General features: G+C 36.2%; 19 protein-coding genes. 15 read left to right on the top strand and 4 right to left on the bottom strand.

Annotated features, from left to right (window positions below; all coding sequences use genetic code 11):
* Positions 1-21: 21 nt before the first annotated feature.
* Positions 22-666 carry a class II aldolase/adducin family protein gene (locus tag PKC21_00110; GenBank protein HMR23729.1) on the bottom strand — a complete coding sequence of 215 codons (645 nt, stop codon included), beginning with the start codon at positions 664-666 and terminating at the stop codon, positions 22-24.
* A 132-nt stretch (positions 667-798) separates the two neighbouring features.
* Here PKC21_00110 and fsa point away from each other — a divergent pair, with 132 nt between their 5' ends.
* The 6 genes from fsa to dnaK all read left to right on the top strand — a co-directional run bounded on the left by fsa (position 799) and on the right by dnaK (position 7,335).
* Complete coding sequence (gene fsa, locus PKC21_00115; GenBank protein HMR23730.1) at positions 799-1,449, top strand: fructose-6-phosphate aldolase; 651 nt, start codon at positions 799-801, stop codon at positions 1,447-1,449.
* Positions 1,450-1,956 (top strand): hypothetical protein, encoded by a 507-nt coding sequence (locus PKC21_00120; GenBank protein HMR23731.1) that lies wholly within the window; start codon positions 1,450-1,452, stop codon positions 1,954-1,956.
* A gap of 46 nt (positions 1,957-2,002) precedes the next feature.
* Complete coding sequence (locus PKC21_00125; GenBank protein ID HMR23732.1) at positions 2,003-2,782, top strand: electron transfer flavoprotein subunit beta/FixA family protein; 780 nt, start codon at positions 2,003-2,005, stop codon at positions 2,780-2,782.
* Positions 2,783-2,816: 34 nt separating this feature from the next.
* Positions 2,817-3,791, top strand: a complete 975-nt coding sequence (locus PKC21_00130) for an electron transfer flavoprotein subunit alpha/FixB family protein (protein HMR23733.1) — start codon at positions 2,817-2,819, stop codon at positions 3,789-3,791.
* A 544-nt stretch (positions 3,792-4,335) separates the two neighbouring features.
* Positions 4,336-5,277 (top strand): hypothetical protein, encoded by a 942-nt coding sequence (locus PKC21_00135; GenBank protein HMR23734.1) that lies wholly within the window; start codon positions 4,336-4,338, stop codon positions 5,275-5,277.
* Between the two features lie 147 nt (positions 5,278-5,424).
* Positions 5,425-7,335 carry a molecular chaperone DnaK gene (gene dnaK / locus PKC21_00140; GenBank protein HMR23735.1) on the top strand — a complete coding sequence of 637 codons (1,911 nt, stop codon included), beginning with the start codon at positions 5,425-5,427 and terminating at the stop codon, positions 7,333-7,335.
* A 151-nt stretch (positions 7,336-7,486) separates the two neighbouring features.
* Here dnaK and PKC21_00145 read toward each other — a convergent pair whose 3' ends face one another.
* Positions 7,487-7,912: a hypothetical protein gene (locus tag PKC21_00145; protein ID HMR23736.1), complete on the bottom strand. Its 426-nt coding sequence runs from the start codon at positions 7,910-7,912 to the stop codon at positions 7,487-7,489.
* A gap of 90 nt (positions 7,913-8,002) precedes the next feature.
* Here PKC21_00145 and PKC21_00150 point away from each other — a divergent pair, with 90 nt between their 5' ends.
* From PKC21_00150 to truA, 3 genes are all read left to right on the top strand, one after another.
* Positions 8,003-9,847: a hypothetical protein gene (locus PKC21_00150; GenBank protein HMR23737.1), complete on the top strand. Its 1,845-nt coding sequence runs from the start codon at positions 8,003-8,005 to the stop codon at positions 9,845-9,847.
* Positions 9,844-10,449, top strand: a complete 606-nt coding sequence (locus PKC21_00155; GenBank protein HMR23738.1) for a hypothetical protein — start codon at positions 9,844-9,846, stop codon at positions 10,447-10,449. The genes PKC21_00150 and PKC21_00155 overlap by 4 nt, the downstream gene beginning before the upstream one ends.
* A 109-nt stretch (positions 10,450-10,558) precedes the next feature.
* Entirely contained in the window at positions 10,559-11,323 is a 765-nt protein-coding gene (gene truA / locus PKC21_00160; GenBank protein ID HMR23739.1) for a tRNA pseudouridine(38-40) synthase TruA, read from the top strand.
* Here truA and proC read toward each other — a convergent pair.
* Both proC and PKC21_00170 read right to left on the bottom strand, forming a co-directional pair.
* Positions 11,315-12,127, bottom strand: coding sequence for a pyrroline-5-carboxylate reductase (gene proC / locus PKC21_00165; protein HMR23740.1), 813 nt, complete (start codon positions 12,125-12,127; stop codon positions 11,315-11,317). The two genes, truA and proC, sit on opposite strands and share 9 nt — an antisense overlap.
* Before the next feature lie 4 nt (positions 12,128-12,131).
* Entirely contained in the window at positions 12,132-13,079 is a 948-nt protein-coding gene (locus PKC21_00170; protein ID HMR23741.1) for a hypothetical protein, read from the bottom strand.
* A 170-nt stretch (positions 13,080-13,249) separates the two neighbouring features.
* Between PKC21_00170 and PKC21_00175 the strand changes: the two genes are divergently transcribed.
* From PKC21_00175 to gcvT, 6 genes are all read left to right on the top strand, one after another.
* Positions 13,250-14,035, top strand: a complete 786-nt coding sequence (locus tag PKC21_00175) for a TSUP family transporter (GenBank protein ID HMR23742.1) — start codon at positions 13,250-13,252, stop codon at positions 14,033-14,035.
* 15 nt (positions 14,036-14,050) lie between these two features.
* Positions 14,051-14,644: a Maf family protein gene (locus tag PKC21_00180; protein HMR23743.1), complete on the top strand. Its 594-nt coding sequence runs from the start codon at positions 14,051-14,053 to the stop codon at positions 14,642-14,644.
* A 7-nt stretch (positions 14,645-14,651) separates the two neighbouring features.
* Complete coding sequence (locus tag PKC21_00185) at positions 14,652-15,350, top strand: YggS family pyridoxal phosphate-dependent enzyme (GenBank protein ID HMR23744.1); 699 nt, start codon at positions 14,652-14,654, stop codon at positions 15,348-15,350.
* 50 nt (positions 15,351-15,400) lie between these two features.
* Entirely contained in the window at positions 15,401-15,859 is a 459-nt protein-coding gene (locus PKC21_00190; protein ID HMR23745.1) for a DivIVA domain-containing protein, read from the top strand.
* An 81-nt stretch (positions 15,860-15,940) separates the two neighbouring features.
* Positions 15,941-16,801: a bifunctional methylenetetrahydrofolate dehydrogenase/methenyltetrahydrofolate cyclohydrolase FolD gene (folD, locus tag PKC21_00195; GenBank protein HMR23746.1), complete on the top strand. Its 861-nt coding sequence runs from the start codon at positions 15,941-15,943 to the stop codon at positions 16,799-16,801.
* Positions 16,802-16,806: 5 nt separating this feature from the next.
* The gene (gene gcvT, locus PKC21_00200) at positions 16,807-17,928 is read left to right on the top strand and encodes a glycine cleavage system aminomethyltransferase GcvT (GenBank protein HMR23747.1); all 1,122 of its coding nucleotides are present in this window, start codon (positions 16,807-16,809) and stop codon (positions 17,926-17,928) included.
* Positions 17,929-17,954: the final 26 nt, after the last annotated feature.

The following is a 17,954-nucleotide window of genomic DNA, read 5'->3' on the forward strand; positions in this document are numbered from 1 at the left end:
CGCTAAGCAAAATCTGAGCACTTATCCGTTCTGAATTTCTTTTCTAATATTGATTAAACTTTCTAGTTCAGGGTTTTGAATTAAGCTAGGAGGAGCAATAGCGTGACTCAGCCATAATATTTTTGCGCTGTGTTCAACACGTTCTAATTGGGTGTAAGCATTATCTATAGTGCTCTTTGAAGCACTAACCACGCCATGTCTTTCCAAAATAATGCATTGGTTTTCTTTTAAAGCTAAGGCAGCTTGTTGAGCAATAGCATGCGTGCCTGGCGTAGTATATGAACATGTGGGGACTTTTCCTAAAGCAATGATGACTTCTGGCAAGATTGGCTCTTCTAAGCTAATGCCTGATAAACTGCATGCAATGGAATAAGGAGGATGAGAGTGCACAATGGCTTTGACTTTTGGGTTGTGTTGATAAGTGGCAAGGTGCAATTGGTATTCTGAGGATGGTTTTGGCCCTTTAAGATGTTTTCCTGTTTTCAGGCAAACTATGCTGATGTCAAAAGGCTTTAATTTGCTTTTGTCAAAGCCAGTGGGTGTGATTAACATTTCTTGAGCAGAAACTCTTATAGACGTATTTCCATCATTTCCAACACCATAACCTTTTGCATAAAGCAGCTTATGAACCTGAACAATACTTTTCCTAGACGATAAGTAAAACACAAATTTTATATAACATTAAATTTTATAAACAGTCGATAGAAGCGTTGCTTTGCTTTCACAAATTTGAAAAAAATATGTTGATGTGTCCATGAATAAATTGACAAGCCTGCTGCAGTATAGCATTTTTAGAGCATGAAATTCTTCATAGATACAGCCAATATAGATGAAATTAAACAAGCCATTGCTTTAGGGATGTGTGACGGGGTCACCACCAATCCCAGCTTGGTTGCTAAAGAAGGTAAGTCCTATTTTGATTTAGCCAAAGAAATCTGTGCATTGGTTTCAGGGCCAGTAAGTCTTGAAACAGTTGCTCAAAGTGCTGATGCTATGCTGTCAGAAGGTAGAAAATTAGCCGAATTGGGTGAAAACGTTGTTGTAAAGTTACCCATGTGTGAAGATGCTTTGGTAGCAACCAAACGTTTAGCGCAAGAAGGTATAAGAGTTAATATGACACTTTGCTTTTCTCCGATGCAAGCCCTTCTCGCAGCAAAGGCTGGAGCCGCTTACATATCACCTTTTGTTGGGCGTTTGGACGATATATCCCATGATGGTATGGCTTTGATTGAGGAAATTGTAACCATTTACGATAATTATGCTTTTGAAACAGAAGTTTTGGTTGCAAGTATAAGGCACCCAAAACATTTACTAGATGCAGCATTGATGGGCGCTGATGTTGCTACCATTCCATTCAGTGTATTGGCTCAGTTGGTTAAGCATCCTTTGACAGACAGTGGAATAGCTAAGTTCAATGAAGATTCAAAAAAAGTAGAAGGACACATATAGATGATGAAACGGTTTTTGGCATTTGCTTTATGTGTAATCGTACTTCATGCAGGCGCTGTTTACGCACAGGTGCAAGAAAAAATTGATATTAAAATTGGGGCGGGTACAACGCTTTCTCCTACTGGAGTCTTAGGTGTAGGTTCTGCTGACTATAGATTGTCAGAAAACATAGCCTTAACAGCGATGATGCAATGGTCATTAGGAGAATTACAGGACATTGTTTTTCCAAGCTTTGGCGGACGTCTTATTTTGCCCAGAAGTGTCATTAATGGATCTGCATCGGGAAACTCAGGCCTAGAGCTATCAGCATTATTTGGAGCAGGGCCGGTTTATAGAGAAGTTAATGGTTTTAAAGCTTCTCATGTTGGTTATACTACAGGCATTGGTGTTGATATGTTTTTAGGAAGTGGGTTTTCTTTTGGTGGAACAGCTTTGGTTAATTTTACCAGCAATGTTGTAGAAGATTCATTCTTTTCAGTGTTTGGCCATGTGGGCTTGCATTTTTAAATTATAAAAAACTATTCATAGAAGTTAAAGCGGAGGAAAGTATACCATGAAAATAGCAGTTTGTGTAAAGCGGGTACCAGATACAGCCAGCAATATTAAGCTTAACAGTGATGGTCAGGGAATTGTTGAAGAGGGTTTAAAATTTATTATCAGTCCTTATGATGAGTTTGGTGTTGAAGAAGGTTTAAAAACAAAAGAAAATTTAGGTGCGGGTGAAGTAACGGCCCTAACAGTAGGGAATGATAAAGCTCAAGATGTTTTAAGAAGTGCTTTGGCCATGGGCTGTGATAAAGCTGTGATGATTGAAAGTCAGGAGAAACTGTCAGGTTTATCTGTGGCAAAACTCTTGGCAGCAAAAATAAAAGCAGATGACTATCAACTTGTATTTACTGGCAAACACGCCATAGATGACGATGCTTCTCAAGTCAGTCAGATGACAGCACAATTGTTGGATTGGCCACATGTCACATCTGTAAGCAAATTTGAATTGATTGATGAAAGTACCGCTAAAGTGCATAGAGATGTTGATGGTGGCAATCAAGAGGTATGGGAAATTAAGTTGCCTGCAATTTTTGCAGCAACCAAAGGTTTAAACCAACCCCGTTATGCGTCTTTAAAAGGTATCATGCAGTCCAAATCTAAACCCATAGAAAAAGTAAGCGCAGCTGATTTGAATCTACAAGAAGGGGGTTTAAATAATAATGTAACTGTTGTTGGTTATGAAGAACCACCTGCAAGACAAGCTGGGCAAATCTTTAAAGATAATCCACAAGAAGCGGTGAAAGAAGTGGTTAAGAAATTAAGAGAAGAAGCCAAGGTTATATAAGTTTTTTTGTGTTTTTGAGAAGGAGTCAAGTCGTATGAATATTGCTGTATGGATAGAAAGTAACAATAATAAAATTAAAAAATCGTCTTTAGAAGTTTTAGCCCAAGCTGGACGACTGGCGCAAACAAACAATGCAAAGCTATCTGCGCTGTACATAGGTGAAACAATCAAAGACATTGAAAGCCAGCTAAAAACATATGGCGTAAGCAGCTTGTACCATGCCAATGTATCTAGTTACAATACAGTATCTTGGGCTGAGCAAACGGCAAAATTTTGCAGTGAGAATAGTATTAATATTCTATTGGCTTCGTTAAGTGCTAACAGCAAGGACACTTTTCCAAGAGTTGCGGCGCAACTAGACTGTGGAATGATTTCAGAAGTAACCCATCTTGAGCTAACCGGTAACACTTTAAAAGCCAAAAGACCCGTTTATGCAGGTAAGCTGATTGCTAACATTGAAGCTAACCTAGAGTCTCCAGTTGTTGTGACCTGTAGACCCAATGTTTTTGACCCTAAACCTGAAGTGGCGGAGTCTAATACTCAAAGCAATGAGCTTGAAGCTGCGGGATTTTCTGAGTGCGGACGCTGTAAATTGTTAGAAGTGAAAGCAACCGTCTCTGATAGACCTGATTTGGCTGCAGCAGAGATTGTTGTATCCGCAGGCCGTTCTATTAAGTCAGAAGAAAACTTTACCATGATCAATGAATTGGCAGATGTTTTAGGTGCCGCCGTTGGAGCTTCACGAGCAGCAGTAGACGCAGGGTATGCCAGTCATGATATGCAGGTCGGTCAAACTGGTAAAACAGTGAACCCAAAACTATACATAGCCTGCGGTATCTCAGGTGCCATTCAGCATTTAGCCGGTATGAGCTCGTCTAAAGTCATTGTCGCCATCAACACCGATCCTGAAGCACCCATTTTCCAGAAAGCAGATTATGGCATAGTGGGCGATATGTTTGAATTGGTGCCATTGATGAAGGAAGAGTTTGCAAAGCTCTTGCAAGAATAAGAAGATGTATCAAAAAACTATCCTAAAATTGTTTTTTGTTCATCAAGCAAGCTGTTTTTAAACTGAAGAGATTATTGATTGTATTATGATTTTGTTATTGGACAAGCTTAAATTTAAATTAATTATGGTAATTAATATGATCTTGTTTTTTAATTATTTTTTTGCAATTGTAACAGGGGAATACGAAAAGTTTTTTTTATTAGACCACAGATATATCTTAGGTATTTATTTATTGATCGGTTTAGGAAGCTCATTTTACGCAATTTTTAGGTTAACCTGTCAAAAACACAATAAAAAATCGAGTATTTTTTTGCTTATTATATCGCTTTTGGTTGTTGCTTATCCTATTCTTTTTGCGTATCAATTGACAAGATAATTAATATGACAGGTTTAGACCTAATAGTTTGTATCTTACAAAAGTCTAAATTTATTAGGGATAAGTATATTTTTCATCAATGAGCGCTGTTTTAAATGCCGTAAAACATTAGATTTATTGTTAAATTTTTTCTTGCACGCTATAACGCAATATGTTAATTTGCTTGGAATGATGAACAAAACGACTTTACTCCTACTCTTAGCAATGATGATCGGGTGCGCATCAAAACCAGTTATCCCCACAGAAAAAAAAGTGAAAAAGGTTATCCCAACCACTAAAAAAACGGTTGCAGAGATTGAAGAAGAAAAAGATAGCGAAGAAACTGCCGATGATGCTGAGACCGAGACTGCAACAATCTATTTAAAAAAGACTGAACAACAATTTAAAAATGGAACATTTATTCATGAAATCATCAAGGGTGAAGAGATTATGGGTGAATGGTGGCCAGTGAACGCTATAGATTTGGTAACCAAAGAATCACATCCAGATTTATTTGCAAAAGGTGACTTAGAAACAATCATCAATGACTTTGGCGGAATTGCAGTGGCTCCAGATGGCATGACTTCAGGTGCCAGTCCTGGCAAGCTTGAAGGAAAAGCTTTGATTGATGGGGTGCTTTATGACGGTGATCATACTGACCCTCAGTATGGTATTGTGCTTTTAGAAGAAAATGGAACAAAAATCACCTTTACCCATAAAGATGAAGTTCTTGAAGCATTTGATGACATGGATGCTTTTTTTGCAGAATATGAAGGCAATGAAAATGCAACGATATTCTACACGCCATCAATAAAACGTGGTGATAAAGAATTGAACAATGACACCATGATTCATAGAGCATTGGTCAGAAGAGTAAATGCCGATGATGAACAAGAAGTGGCTATGGCTATTTTGAAAAAGCCCATTAAAAACAAAGAAATGATTGCCTTGATGAATGGTTTGAATACCAAAGACGATGAGGGTAAAATTCTAACCCAAACCACACATATTTATTATACAGATGGCGGCAATAATTATGGTCAAGCAGCACGTTTAGATGCTGATGCAAAGGTTACGCTTGTCGGTGAACGCAATCCTGACCTTGTAACCAATTATCTGGTTTTATATTAAGCTAATTATTGTTATTTTTACAGAAATCAAAAAAAATACCATTGACAAGTGTGTCAATGAGTTTATTTTGCTCTTACTGGCTTTTTGTTGCCAAAAATTTAGTATTATCAATATTTTAGAGAACAGATAAGTAAGGAATTTGAGATTATGAGCAAAATTATTGGAATTGACCTTGGAACCACCAACTCTGTGGTTGCCATTATGGAAGGCGGAGAGACTAAAATTATCTCCAATGAAGAAGGCGGAAGAACAACCCCTTCAGTGGTTGCATTTTTAAAAGATGGCAATAGAGCTGTTGGCCAAGTGGCCAAACGTCAAGCAGTGACCAACCCAGAAAAAACCATTTATTCTGCCAAGCGTTTTATGGGCAGACGTTTCTCTGAAGTGGGTAATGAAAAAGATGTCGTTCCTTACAATGTTGTTGAAGGTGACAATGGTATGGCCGTGATTGAGATTGATGGTAAAAATTATACCCCACAAGAAATCTCAGCCATGGTTTTGCAAAAACTAAAAAAAGCGGCTGAAGATTACTTGGGAACAACAGTAACAGAAGCTGTTATTACCGTGCCAGCGTACTTTAATGATTCGCAAAGACAAGCAACCAAAGATGCAGGTAAAATTGCCGGCTTAGAAGTTAAACGTATTATCAATGAACCAACGGCTGCAGCCTTAGCCTATGGTATGGATAAAAAGAAAGACCAAGTGGTAGCAGTCTATGACTTTGGGGGTGGTACCTTTGATGTTTCCATTCTTGAAGTGGGAGATAAAGTGGTAGAAGTAAAATCTACCAATGGTGACACGCACTTGGGTGGTGATAACGTTGATGAAGCCATTATTAAATGGTTGGCCGATGAATTTAAAAAAGATCAAGGCGTTGATGTCTCTAAAGATAAAATGGTCATGCAACGGTTGAAAGAAGCCGCTGAAAAAGCTAAAATTGAGCTTTCAACCGTTATGGAAACTGAAATCAACTTGCCTTTCTTAACAGCGGATGCTTCAGGTCCAAAGCACCTCAATATAAAGTTAACGCGTTCTCAGTTTGAGAAACTGGTTGGTGATATCATTGATGGTACAAAACAACCTTGTATTCAAGCATTAAAAGATGCTGGTCTTAAAGCCGGTGATATTGATGAAGTGATTTTGGTGGGTGGCTCAACCCGTATTCCAATGGTCCAAAACATTGTTAAAGAAATTTTTGGTAAAGAGGGTGCAAAAACCGTTAACCCAGATGAAGTGGTTGCCTGTGGTGCTGCTGTTCAAGGTGGTGTTTTAGCGGGTGACGTGAAAGACGTTCTTCTTTTGGATGTAACGCCACTGTCATTGGGTATTGAAACTTTAGGTGGTGTTGCAACCAAGTTGATAGAAAAAAATAGTACCATTCCTATTAAGAAATCTGAAACATTCTCTACTGCAGCGGACAATCAAACCTCTGTTGATATTCATGTCTTACAAGGTGAGCGTGAAATGGCTTCTGGTAACCGTACTTTAGGAAGATTTCAGTTGGGTGATATCCCTCCTGCGCCAAGAGGTACACCTCAAATTGAAGTGACCTTTGATATTGATGCCAACGGTATTGTCAATGTATCAGCTAAAGACAAAGCCACAGGTAAAGAACAAAAAATAACCATTTCTAATTCTTCTGGTTTATCTGAAGAAGAAGTAGAAAAAATGGTTAAAGATGCGCAAGCGCATGCTGAGGATGATAAAAAACGTTTGGAGCAAGTGCAAGCTAAAAACCAATTGGACACATTGGTCTTTTCTACCGAGAAAACTTTAAAAGAGCATGGTGAGAAATTACCGGCTGATGAAAAGAAAAAAGTGGAAGACGCTTTGACTTCAGCTAAAAAAGTACTTGAAAATCAAGATGCTGACGCAGGTAGCTTGAAAAAAGAAACAGAATCTTTAACGCAAGCATCACATAAATTGGCTGAGATTATGTACAAAGCAACACAAGAGGCTACTGCCAATGCATCAGCAGAAGGTGATAGCACCGAGTCTAAGTCTTCTAAAAAAGATGATGATGACGTGATTGATGCTGAATATAAAGACGTTAGCTAATTAATAATTAATATTAAATAAAAAAACACAAAAACACGAGTAATCGGGCAAACCTTATGAGGTAAGCCCGATTTTTTTAATGTGTTTTTTAGTTTGATAGAGTGCAATGGAAAGACTGATTATTTTTTGTAGTGGACATATAAAAAATGATCTACCGACCGTCAAATCTGCTGGTTGCACCGCCACCGCCTTCAATATTGATTTCAAAATTTCCCTGGGCTGCAATGACTTCATCACCGTCGGTGGCTATACCGGTTATAACAATATTTCCAGCGCTTGCTGTGAAGGCTTGTGTGACTGGCTGTAAATCCCTGGTAATTGTAATTTGACCTGAGACTTGGGTTAAAGCACCAATTGAAAAACTACCCATAGAGGTTTCAGAAAGAGTAATGGTCATGCTATCGCCTTCTGGGTTGGTAAACCTTAATTCAGCGCCACCGCCATTTGAAGTGACACCGTAAAATTGAGTGAAGTTAACAACGGCATAGGATGATCCTGAACCACTGGTATCATTAGGGTCAATAATAGTGGCTTCTAAAGTTGCTAATACAGGGGGCAGGTTGCAAGCGCTCATCATAAGCAAAGAAAACCCTATAAATACCCTTAGTGTGTGCCCCAATAACTTCATCTTTCTATTATACCAAAAAATAGCATAAATGCAGAGCCTATGTTTAAATGTTTTTTAATGTATAAACTTGGCTTAAGTTGCGTATGTTTGTGGCTATCCTTAACGGTTGTTTATGCCTATCCTGATACGTTTCATTACGCACTTGACTTAAGTCATGAAAGCTCAATTTTAGTCCCCAGTGATCTTGACAATCCTCGTTATGGCTTTGTTTTTTCTAAAACTGCAAATGCTGTCAGTATTGTGGATTTATTTTCAAGAACAGTGGTCAATACTTTGGTCACACCAGGATTAACAGTTTCAGCGTGTTTGTTGGCTGAAGAAAATAAGATATTTTTTATAACCGATCAAACAGACCAATGGTCTAGTTTGGATTTTTCACAAAACATTGAGTCACCCAGCATGAGTCATGTTAACAGTGACACAAACAATGTGAAATTTGAAAGCATTGATTGTTTGCATGTTTCTGAATCCAGTTATTTGGTCTTGGGTGATTTTAATACAGACACCCTTTACAGTTACAATCTTGATAGCAATGACCTTAACCAGCAGTTGGATCTTGGTTTTACTCCCATTGATACGGTAACAATAACTCCAAGAAATCAGGTTGTAGTTTTGGGTGAAGGAGGAGAACTTGAGGGCTATCAAGTGCCAAGTTTGCAGAGCTTAGGAAATAGAATAGAGCTGAGTAATTATTCAGGTAACAATAACTTTTTACAGCTTAGTCAAAGTAGTATTGAGAATAGCACTTATATTTTTATCAGCAATCCCATCTCATCAGCCTCAGAGATTTTTGTTGCTCAAGCTGATCATCAAAATTTTTTACTCAACATGCTTGACTTTGAAAGTCTAAGTGGAATTGATCCAATACAAGTCAATACACTGATTGGTGATATATACACTGGTTTAAGTTTACGGCCAGAGGGTTTTTCTTCAGCCAGAATATATTTATATCTAGAAGATCTAAGCAACAATAGAATGCGAATCATAGATCCATATGTAAGTACAACGCCAAGTAATTGGACAGAAGTAGATACAATAGAGAGCGTGTCTAACCTTACTTCTATGGGGAACTTTATTGATGGCAATAACAACCTTTTCATTTTAGATGATAACAACAATACATTACGTGTTTTTTCTGATCTTCCATTGATAAACTTAACAGGAGCAGATTTAAATATTGGGAATGAAAATAATTATAGCTTTAGTGTTTTAAGCGATACATCTGGAACTTTAAAGGTAAAACGAATGGATGATGACAGTGAAATAACCCTTCCACAAGCAGTAAAAACCTATACATCCACCAGTATAACGGCCAATCAAAATAAATCTGTTAGCATTGGAACATCAGATTTTATTGAAGGTAATAATTTGTTGGGTGTTTTTGTAGAATCATCTTCAACAGAAGGTTACAGAGGTATTAAAGTTTTTAAGGATACAATTCCTCCGTATCCTAATGATTATAAATTAAAATTTGGTCATCAAAAGATATTTGTCAGTTGGGATGGTGTTAATCAAGCAGACATTGATTATTATGAAGTTTCATTTGGCTTAGACGCTCAAGCCAGTGATGGAGCGGGCTTAATCAGTCCTGTTATTGTCAATCACACTGGGACAGGAAATTATAATTACACCATCAACAGTTTGGTCAATGGGCAAAGAGTTTATGTAAAGATTAAAACAGTGGACAAACAAGGCAATGAAAGTGACTACAGCCCAATATTAAGTGAGGTCCCTGAAGAAACCATTGGTTTAATTGCTTTAACAGGTGAAACAGGTTGTCAATCCGCAACATCAAAATCAAACAGTTTCGGTTTACTGTTGTTCGTCCTTGTATTGCTGAAGATCAACATAAGACAATCCATAACTTTAAGGAAGTATGAATGAAAAAATTTCTTATAGTTTTTATTCTTATGCTTTTTATGCACGCTGTGGTTTATGCAAAAATGAAACATAGCAATAAGTTTTCTTTGCGCTGGGTTGAGTTTACTGGAGATACTGAACAGATCTTTTTTAGTAAAGGCAACCACCTTATTAGCTACGATTATCTTATTGGCTATGATTTTTTAAAGTTAGGTTTTAGCCTGGGCTTTATGCGCAAAAAAAGTTTTTTAATAGGGATTGATTCAGGCAGAGAAAGTGGAGAAAAAATGGTTTTAACACTTTTGCCAATGGAGGCTTATCTTGAATGCAGCCCATTTGAAAAACAAAAATGGTATGTTCAGCCATTTTTGGGTGCAGGTTATCAAAGTTATTTTATGTGGTTAAAAGAAAACACTGAACGGGTGAATAATGTTAAGCATGGCTATGCTCTAAAAGGTGGAATAAGGTTTTCGCTCAGAGAACATACAAGTATGGGAAGTAAAGAGTTGTTTGACATTGATAATATATTTCTAGATGTGTTTGCCTCTTATAGACCTATTGCAGGTTCTGGTGTAGATTTAAGTGCATGGGACTATGGTATTGCTTTGGGGTTAGATTTTTTATAGATTTAAGGTCATTAAAATTATACAACAAAACATTTTTATTAATTCAAATCAACAAGTTTAAGAATAAATTAAAACCACTGTTTATCTTTTAGTTTTGGAGCAAGCTATAGTGAGTAATAACAAAAATAAAAAAATATTATTAAATATTACTTATCAAGGCACCGCTTACAAGGGATGGCAAAAACAATCAGATACAAATATGACTGTACAAAGCCAATTGGAACTCGCTTTAAAAAAACGAAGCGGGCAAACTATAAAAACACTTGCCAGTGGAAGAACTGATGCTGGAGTGCATGCTCGCATGCAAGCGGTTAGTTTTGATTATTATGGGGACAGGGTGATAGGTTTAGAAGATTGGGTTACTGGACTCAATGTTTTTTTACCTGAAGATATAAAAGTACGCTCAGCCCAGTATGTGGGAGAGAATTTCCACCCAATTGCTGAGGTAAAGCAAAAATCATACAGGTATTTTTTTAAGGTGGGTAAAAAAAACAATATTTTTTTAAGAGAGTGTGTGACACTTTTCCCAGATGACGTTGAGATTGATTTAATAAAAAAAGCTATGCAGCTATTTAAAGGTAAGCATGACTTTAAGTCTTTTCAAACTTCTAATGATCCACAAAAAACAACTCAGAGAGAAATATTTTCTATAACATTAAAAAAAGTAGGTAAAAGTGGCATCTATTATTTAGAAATAATTGGCAGTGGTTTTTTAAAACATATGGTGCGCAATATTATGGGGGCTTTAATTGCCGTTGCAAGAAGAAAAGCAACCCAAAAAGATATTAGAGCAGCTTTAAAGTCTACACAAAAAATTAAAATTGGCAGCACGGCCCCTCCAGAAGGCTTGTTTCTCTGGGATATCTTATATTGAAAGTTCTTTTGCTTTATTGGCGGCAGCTTCAACAGCTTCAATCAGACTGTGCCTGACTCCACCTTTCTCTAAAGTGTAGATACCTGTAATAGCCGTTCCACCAGGGGAAGTGATTAAATCTTTTAATTGACCAGGATGTTTACCTGTTGCATTGATAAGTGCAGAAGAGCCAAAAAAGGTTTGCTTAACCATTTCCTTAGCATGTTGTCTGGATAAGCCAACTTTGACCCCAGCATCAATCATGGCTTCCATCATGGTATAAATAAATGCTGGACCACTTCCTGATAAGCCGGTAGCTGCATCAAATTGACTTTCTGGTAGTTCAATATTTAATCCCAAAGCAGAGAACAGACTCATAAAATAATCTCTGCTTTGTGAGTTTGCGGCGGCATTGCAAGCAAAAACATTTACACCAGCACCCACTTTAACGGCTATGTTAGGCATGATACGAATGCAAGCAATGTTTTTGATATGTTTATCAAGAACTTGTTCAATTTGTTTTAAAGTGTAACCTGCAGCACAAGAAATCAAAGTTTGATGAACATCCAAGACAGGCGCTATTTCTTGCAGTACTTTACCAAGGATTTGAGGTTTGACGGTTAAAACTATCAACTCTGACTCTTTGGCTAGGTGTATGTTATTGGGTACACACTCTATAGCATAGTCTTTATTAATCAAAGCGCGTGATTCAGGGTTAGGATGGGATGTAATAAAGTCTTTTTCATTAAGCTCTGAAAACTGTATAAGTCCTTCGTACAAAGCTTTTCCCATATTACCAAAACCGATGATTCCAATTTTTTTCATAGGGTTATTTTAACAGTTTTTTTCGATTTAGTTTAAATAATAATTTCCAGCCAAAAATAAACCAATATTTTTTTTCACGTTCAGTCAGAGTGAATTCGTCGCCATAGTTGCGTCTAATTTTTAAAAGAACATAATCGAGCCAATTTTTTGCTGTTAACATGCCTTTTGGCCAGCGTAGCTGAGCTCTTAACTTACTTTTTAGAATGAAACGTTTGTATTTTTTTGGCAATAGAGTTTTGTCAAGCAATGTAAGGTATTTCTGAGTTTGGTCAAAAGATATAATTTTTTGTTGATGAAAGTGGCAAAGAATTTCTTGATATACGCTAAGGTAAAACTTTTCTTCAGCCAAGAATAGTTTCTCAACCTTATCTTTTGCTTCAACTCTAACGTCTCCAACGTAACTTAAAGCTAAACATTTAAGGGCAAAGTCATTTAGACTTATTTTGTCACCTAAATTCATTGAAGATAAAACAATCATGGCTACACTTTGACAGGCTTGGTTTTGAACTTCTAATAAAGCATCTTTGATACGCGTGTCTTGGCTCCAGTAAATATAAGTATTTTTTGAAAATCTACCCAAAAAATACATATCTTTAGCTTTGGGGCTAACGATAAGTTGTGTTTGAGATTGTAGTTGTTTTAGGCTGACAACACTGTATTTGCTAAAGCCTTGTTCAATCGCAAAATGATAAATGTTGGGTGGGAGAAATGTGTTTAAACTGCTTTGAATTAAAGAAGAGTAGTAAGCTTGAAATGAATCAACAATAACAAAATAGTCAGGAACAGAATCTTTTTTTTGTGTTGTTTGACTTAAGCAAGAGCCATAAACAACAATAGCAAGTGCGTTTTTACCATAAGTATTTAAAACTTGTTCATGTACAGCTTTAAAAGCAGAATCATTGCGTTTTAAAGCGTCTTGTTGATCAAAAAAAATTTTCTTAAGCTGTTGCACCAAGTTCTTTCTACCTGAGAGATTTGAGCAAGTAAAATTTTGAATTTATATAAACCGAATATAAGAGCGAGGATTTATTTGTTAAGCATATTTAGGTAATGGATATAAAGTTTAATCAAGTGCCAAATTATTGCTTTAAAAGCAATAAGCTATAATGAATTTATAAAAACATGGGAAATTTTAATTTTTGGGGTATAGACGGCATTATGGAGTTTGCTTTATTAATTATGGGGTGTTTTTTTGCTGGCTTTGTTGATGCTGTTGCTGGAGGCGGTGGATTGATCACGGTACCCTTGATGCTTAATTTAGGTTTAGCGACAAAAGTGGCATTAGGCACCAATAAAATTATTGGGATCATGGCATCTTTCACCAGTTCAATTCGCTATGCGAGTTCAAAAAAAATGGTTTGGCGTATTGCTTTACCAGCAACATTTGCAGCTTTTTTAGGGGGAGCTTGCGGGGCCTTGATTGCCAGTCAGCTTAGCAATGAATTTTTAAAACCCGTGGTAATTTTTTTATTGTTGTTTGTAGCGCTATACAGCTTATTGCAAAAAAATTTAGGTAAACAGCAAATTGAAGCAAAGTTAAAGCACACAGCATGGCCATTTGTTGTTGGTTTTATCATTGGGGGATACGATGGGTTTTTTGGTCCAGGAACAGGGACCTTTATGATGATTGTTTTTGTTAGTTTATTTGGTTTATCATTGCTTAACGCTTCAGCCAGTGCAAGAATTGTTAACTTTGCAAGCAATTTAGGGGCTCTGTTGCTGTTTTCGTTTTCTGGTTATGTTGACTTTAAAGTAGCAATATGGGGTGCTTTGGCCTCTGCCTGTGGTGCTTTACTTGGCGCCAGTTTATCAATTAAAAGAGGCCATGCATTTATACGTCCAGTTTATTTGGCTGTTGTTTGGTTTATGTTGATAAAGCTAGTATTACAATTTTTAGGTTGGATTTAGAAGTAAAGAGGATTCATGCAACAGTTGGTTAATATTATTTTAGCATCAGCTTCACCAAGAAGAAGAGATTTGATGCAACAGTTGGGCTTAAAATTTTCTGTAGAGGTTTTTCCAGTAGATGAAAAAAATTTTGAACCTGACCCTATAGATAAAGTTAATTCAATTGTTGAACAAAAAATGAATGAAGCCGTAAAACAATTGCCAAAACATAGTTTAGAAAAAAGCTGTGTTGTATGTGCAGATACAATCGTTGTGATTAATGACACTGTATTAGGCAAAGCCAATAATAAAGATGAAGCAAAAGAAATGCTAAAAAAGCTTTCTGGGCAAAAACATACGGTTATGACAGCGTTTAGCTTGTATAATTTAAATCGAGAAATGTACAGTGAAGTTGTAGTGACACAAGTTGAGTTTATGACCATGACGGATAGTATTATAGATCAGTATTTATGTTATGATGAGTATAAAGATAAAGCCGGGGCTTATGCAATACAAGGACTTGCAGGAAGTTATGTTAAGGAAGTTCAAGGTTCATATTCAAATGTTATAGGTTTGCCTCAGGTTCAGGTTTTAATGGCTTTAGAGAAGTTGAAGGTCATTGAATTATAAATTAAAAATGAATAATATTGTTAGCATCAAAGAAAAACTAGATAATATTCAAAGAGATATTATTAACTTAAATTCAAAAGCAAAACTGGTTTGTGTCTGTAAAAAATTTCCAGTTGAAGTGTATGAAGTGCTTCTAAAGCTTGGACAAAATAATTTTGCTGAAAACTATGTCCAAGAAGCTATTGAGAAACGAGAGTTGCTTGATAAGCAAAAAAAAAGCCTAATTCATTGGCACTTTATTGGAAAAATTCAGAGTAACAAAATTAAAGATTTATGTAAGTACTTTTCAGTCATACATAGTTTGGATCAAATCAAACATGCAAAAAAGATGAATCAAGTTTTAAAAGAAGAAAATAAAACCATAGATGTATTAGTGCATGTTAATTTGGCGCAAGAACAGCAAAAAAGCGGAATTAAAAAAGAAGACTTAAAACAGTTTTTATTTGATTTACAACAATTTGAAAAAATTAATTGTATTGGTTTAATGACCTTTCCACCGTACCAAGATAATCCAGAAAACAATAGAAAGTATTTTAAAGCTTTAAAACTATTGCTGGATAAAAATAAAACAAATGTGAGAGATGAAAAACGTTTTGTTCATTTAAGCATGGGAGTATCCAATGATTACAAAGTTGCTCTTGCTGAAGGAGCAAGTTTTATCCGCATTGGCAGTGGTATTCTGGGGCAAAGAGAAAAGCTTGTATAAATTAAGATATATTTAGATAATCTTAGCAATTATCGTATAATGTTGATCTGATGAAGCTAACACCCCTAGATCTTTTGCATAAAAAATTTAATAAAAAAACTTTTGGTTTTGATCCTAAAGAAGTGGCAGACTTTCTTAAAGATATTCAATTGTCATGGGAAGAAGATAGAGCCTCATTAATCAAAAAAGAAGAAGAAATTGCTCAGCTGGAGCGTCTGATTGTAGATTTTAGAGAAAAAGAATCTACCTTAAAACAAACAGTGATTTCTGCCCAGAAAGTTTCAGAAGAAATGAAGCGAAGTGGTGAAAAAGAAGCACAAATGATCAAGGAAGAGGCCAACGTTCAAGCAGAAAGAATGTTGAATCAAGCTCACAATCAGCTTAACAATATTATGCATAGAATCAATGCATTAAAACAACAAAAAGCAGATTTTTTAGGGCATCTTAGAGGCTTGATCCAGACCCATGATAATCTGTTAAAAATGCATGAAAATAACGATAAAAATTAACCTTTAGGCCGTGAAAATAGGCTAAAAGATAAAGTATAACTTTTAGCTTGATTCCGTTATTGATCAAGGTATAAGTGGCCTGTGAGTCTTTTAAATGGGAAAAAACTAAGTCAAAAGTTGAAGGATAAGCTTGCAATTGATGTTTCCCAATTCATTGAAAATTACGGTAGAGCTCCGGGGTTGGCAACAATTTTGGTTGGACAAGACCCAGCTTCAGCTGTTTATATTAAAAACAAACGTTTAGCCTGTGAAAAAACAGGAATTATCTCATTTCATAAAGAGTTTGATGCAGGTATTAATGAAGAAAGTTTAAGTCAATACATTCAAGAATTGAATCAAAATCCAACAGTTGATGGCATCCTTTTACAATTACCCTTGCCTGAGGGCTTGGACGCTGAAAAACTACTGAACACCATTGATCCTGATAAAGATGTGGATGGCTTTCATCCGTTCAATTTAGGTAAATTGCTAAAAGGAGAGGCAGCTTTTGTGCCGTGCACTCCACTTGGAATTTTAAAGCTATTAGAAGAATACGATATTAACCCAGCAGGTAAGCATTGTGTAATTCTGGGTAGAAGTAATATTGTGGGTAAACCTATGGCAATGTTGTTATTGCAAAAAAATGCAACCGTTACGGTTTGTCACTCTAGAACTGAAAATATTGAACACCATGTTCAACAAGCAGATATTGTCATTGCGGCAGTCGGTAAAGCAAAACTGGTAAAAGCCAGCTGGATAAAGCCCGGAGCAATTATTATTGATGTAGGTATCAACAGAGAAAGTGGTGGAGCACTTTGCGGGGATGTTGATTATGAACAAGTAGAGAATAAGGCATCGTGGATTACTCCAGTGCCAGGGGGAGTTGGGCCTTTAACAATTGCAATGCTTTTGCAAAACACCCTTTTAGCAGCAACACAACATGAGCGTACAATAAGGAAATAAATAAAATGAATGAATTACGTAAAACACCGGTTTATGATTTACATGTAAAATCCAATGCAAAGATGGTTGAGTTTGGCGGTTGGAGTATGCCCATTCAATATTCAACAGGCATTATAAGTGAATATGAAGCGGTCAGAAACACAATGGGTTTATTTGATGTAAGCCATATGGGAGAAATTGAAATTTCTGGTAGAGATGCCTTGGCTTTTTGTCAAAAAGTAGCAAGTAATAATGTTGCAAAGCTAAAGCCTGGAAAAGTACAGTATGCAGCGATTATCAATCATGATGCAAAAATGATTGATGATTGTACTATTTATTGTTTAGCTGCGGATAAGTTTTTGTTTGTGGTTAATGCCAGTCATATTGAAGAAGTCTATGATTGGTTTATAAACAACAAAGCCAATGAAAATGTAGAAATTAAAAATAAAAGTTATGAATATGCTTTATTTGCTTTACAGGGGCCTAAGTCAGATGCTTTTTTAAGTGAATTGGTTAAACGTAATTTAAATGAAACTATACGTTATTATGAGTTTAATATTGCTCAAATTAATGATGTAGCTTGTTTGATATCAAGAACTGGATACACAGGTGAAGACGGTTTTGAAATTTATTTTGATAGCAAAGAAGCTGCAAAATTATGGACATACTTAATTGAACAAGGCACGCCCCTTGGCTTGCTTCCTATTGGTTTAGGCGCTAGAGATTTGTTGCGTTTAGAGATGGGTTATCTATTAAGTGGTCAGGATTTTGATAAGAATACCCATGTGTTAGAAGCAGCATTAGGCTGGGTAACCAAGTTAGATAAAGGCTCTTTTATAGGAAAAGATGCAGTAGAAAAAGTAAAAGAACATGGTGTAAAACAACGCATTAGAGCGTTTAAGTTGTTGAGTAAAGGTGTGCCTAGAGAAGGTTATGAAATTTGGTTGGATGCTGAAAAAACAAAAAAATTGGGCAGAGTGACCAGTGGTTCCTTTTCACCACAGTTAAAGCAGGGAATAGGTTTAGCTATGATTAGCTCTGAAGTTGGGCTTGGCTCTGAGGTCTTTATTGAACTTCGCAAAGATAAAATGGTTAAAGCTGAAATATGCAAAGCACCTTTTGTGGAATCTTCTGTAAAGAAAAGCTAAAGAGAATTTGCGTGTTTTGTAAAAAT

Source organism: Oligoflexia bacterium (assembly GCA_035326705.1).
Classification (GTDB): Bacteria; Bdellovibrionota_G; JALEGL01; order JALEGL01; family JALEGL01; genus JALEGL01.

Bases quoted from the DNA above. Each gene is read 5' to 3' on its own strand.
- PKC21_00155 (HMR23738.1), top strand. From the start codon at position 9,844: ATGAAAAAATTTCTTATAGTTTTTATTCTTATGCTTTTTATGCACGCT.
- proC (HMR23740.1), bottom strand. From the start codon at position 12,127: ATGAAAAAAATTGGAATCATCGGTTTTGGTAATATGGGAAAAGCTTTG.
- fsa (HMR23730.1), top strand. From the start codon at position 799: ATGAAATTCTTCATAGATACAGCCAATATAGATGAAATTAAACAAGCC.
- PKC21_00150 (HMR23737.1), top strand. From the start codon at position 8,003: ATGTTTAAATGTTTTTTAATGTATAAACTTGGCTTAAGTTGCGTATGT.
- PKC21_00135 (HMR23734.1), top strand. From the start codon at position 4,336: ATGATGAACAAAACGACTTTACTCCTACTCTTAGCAATGATGATCGGG.
- gcvT (HMR23747.1), top strand. From the start codon at position 16,807: ATGAATGAATTACGTAAAACACCGGTTTATGATTTACATGTAAAATCC.
- PKC21_00145 (HMR23736.1), bottom strand. From the start codon at position 7,912: ATGATGAGCGCTTGCAACCTGCCCCCTGTATTAGCAACTTTAGAAGCC.
- PKC21_00130 (HMR23733.1), top strand. From the start codon at position 2,817: ATGAATATTGCTGTATGGATAGAAAGTAACAATAATAAAATTAAAAAA.
- PKC21_00120 (HMR23731.1), top strand. From the start codon at position 1,450: ATGATGAAACGGTTTTTGGCATTTGCTTTATGTGTAATCGTACTTCAT.
- PKC21_00175 (HMR23742.1), top strand. From the start codon at position 13,250: ATGGGAAATTTTAATTTTTGGGGTATAGACGGCATTATGGAGTTTGCT.
- PKC21_00180 (HMR23743.1), top strand. From the start codon at position 14,051: ATGCAACAGTTGGTTAATATTATTTTAGCATCAGCTTCACCAAGAAGA.
- PKC21_00185 (HMR23744.1), top strand. From the start codon at position 14,652: ATGAATAATATTGTTAGCATCAAAGAAAAACTAGATAATATTCAAAGA.
- PKC21_00190 (HMR23745.1), top strand. From the start codon at position 15,401: ATGAAGCTAACACCCCTAGATCTTTTGCATAAAAAATTTAATAAAAAA.
- dnaK (HMR23735.1), top strand. From the start codon at position 5,425: ATGAGCAAAATTATTGGAATTGACCTTGGAACCACCAACTCTGTGGTT.
- PKC21_00125 (HMR23732.1), top strand. From the start codon at position 2,003: ATGAAAATAGCAGTTTGTGTAAAGCGGGTACCAGATACAGCCAGCAAT.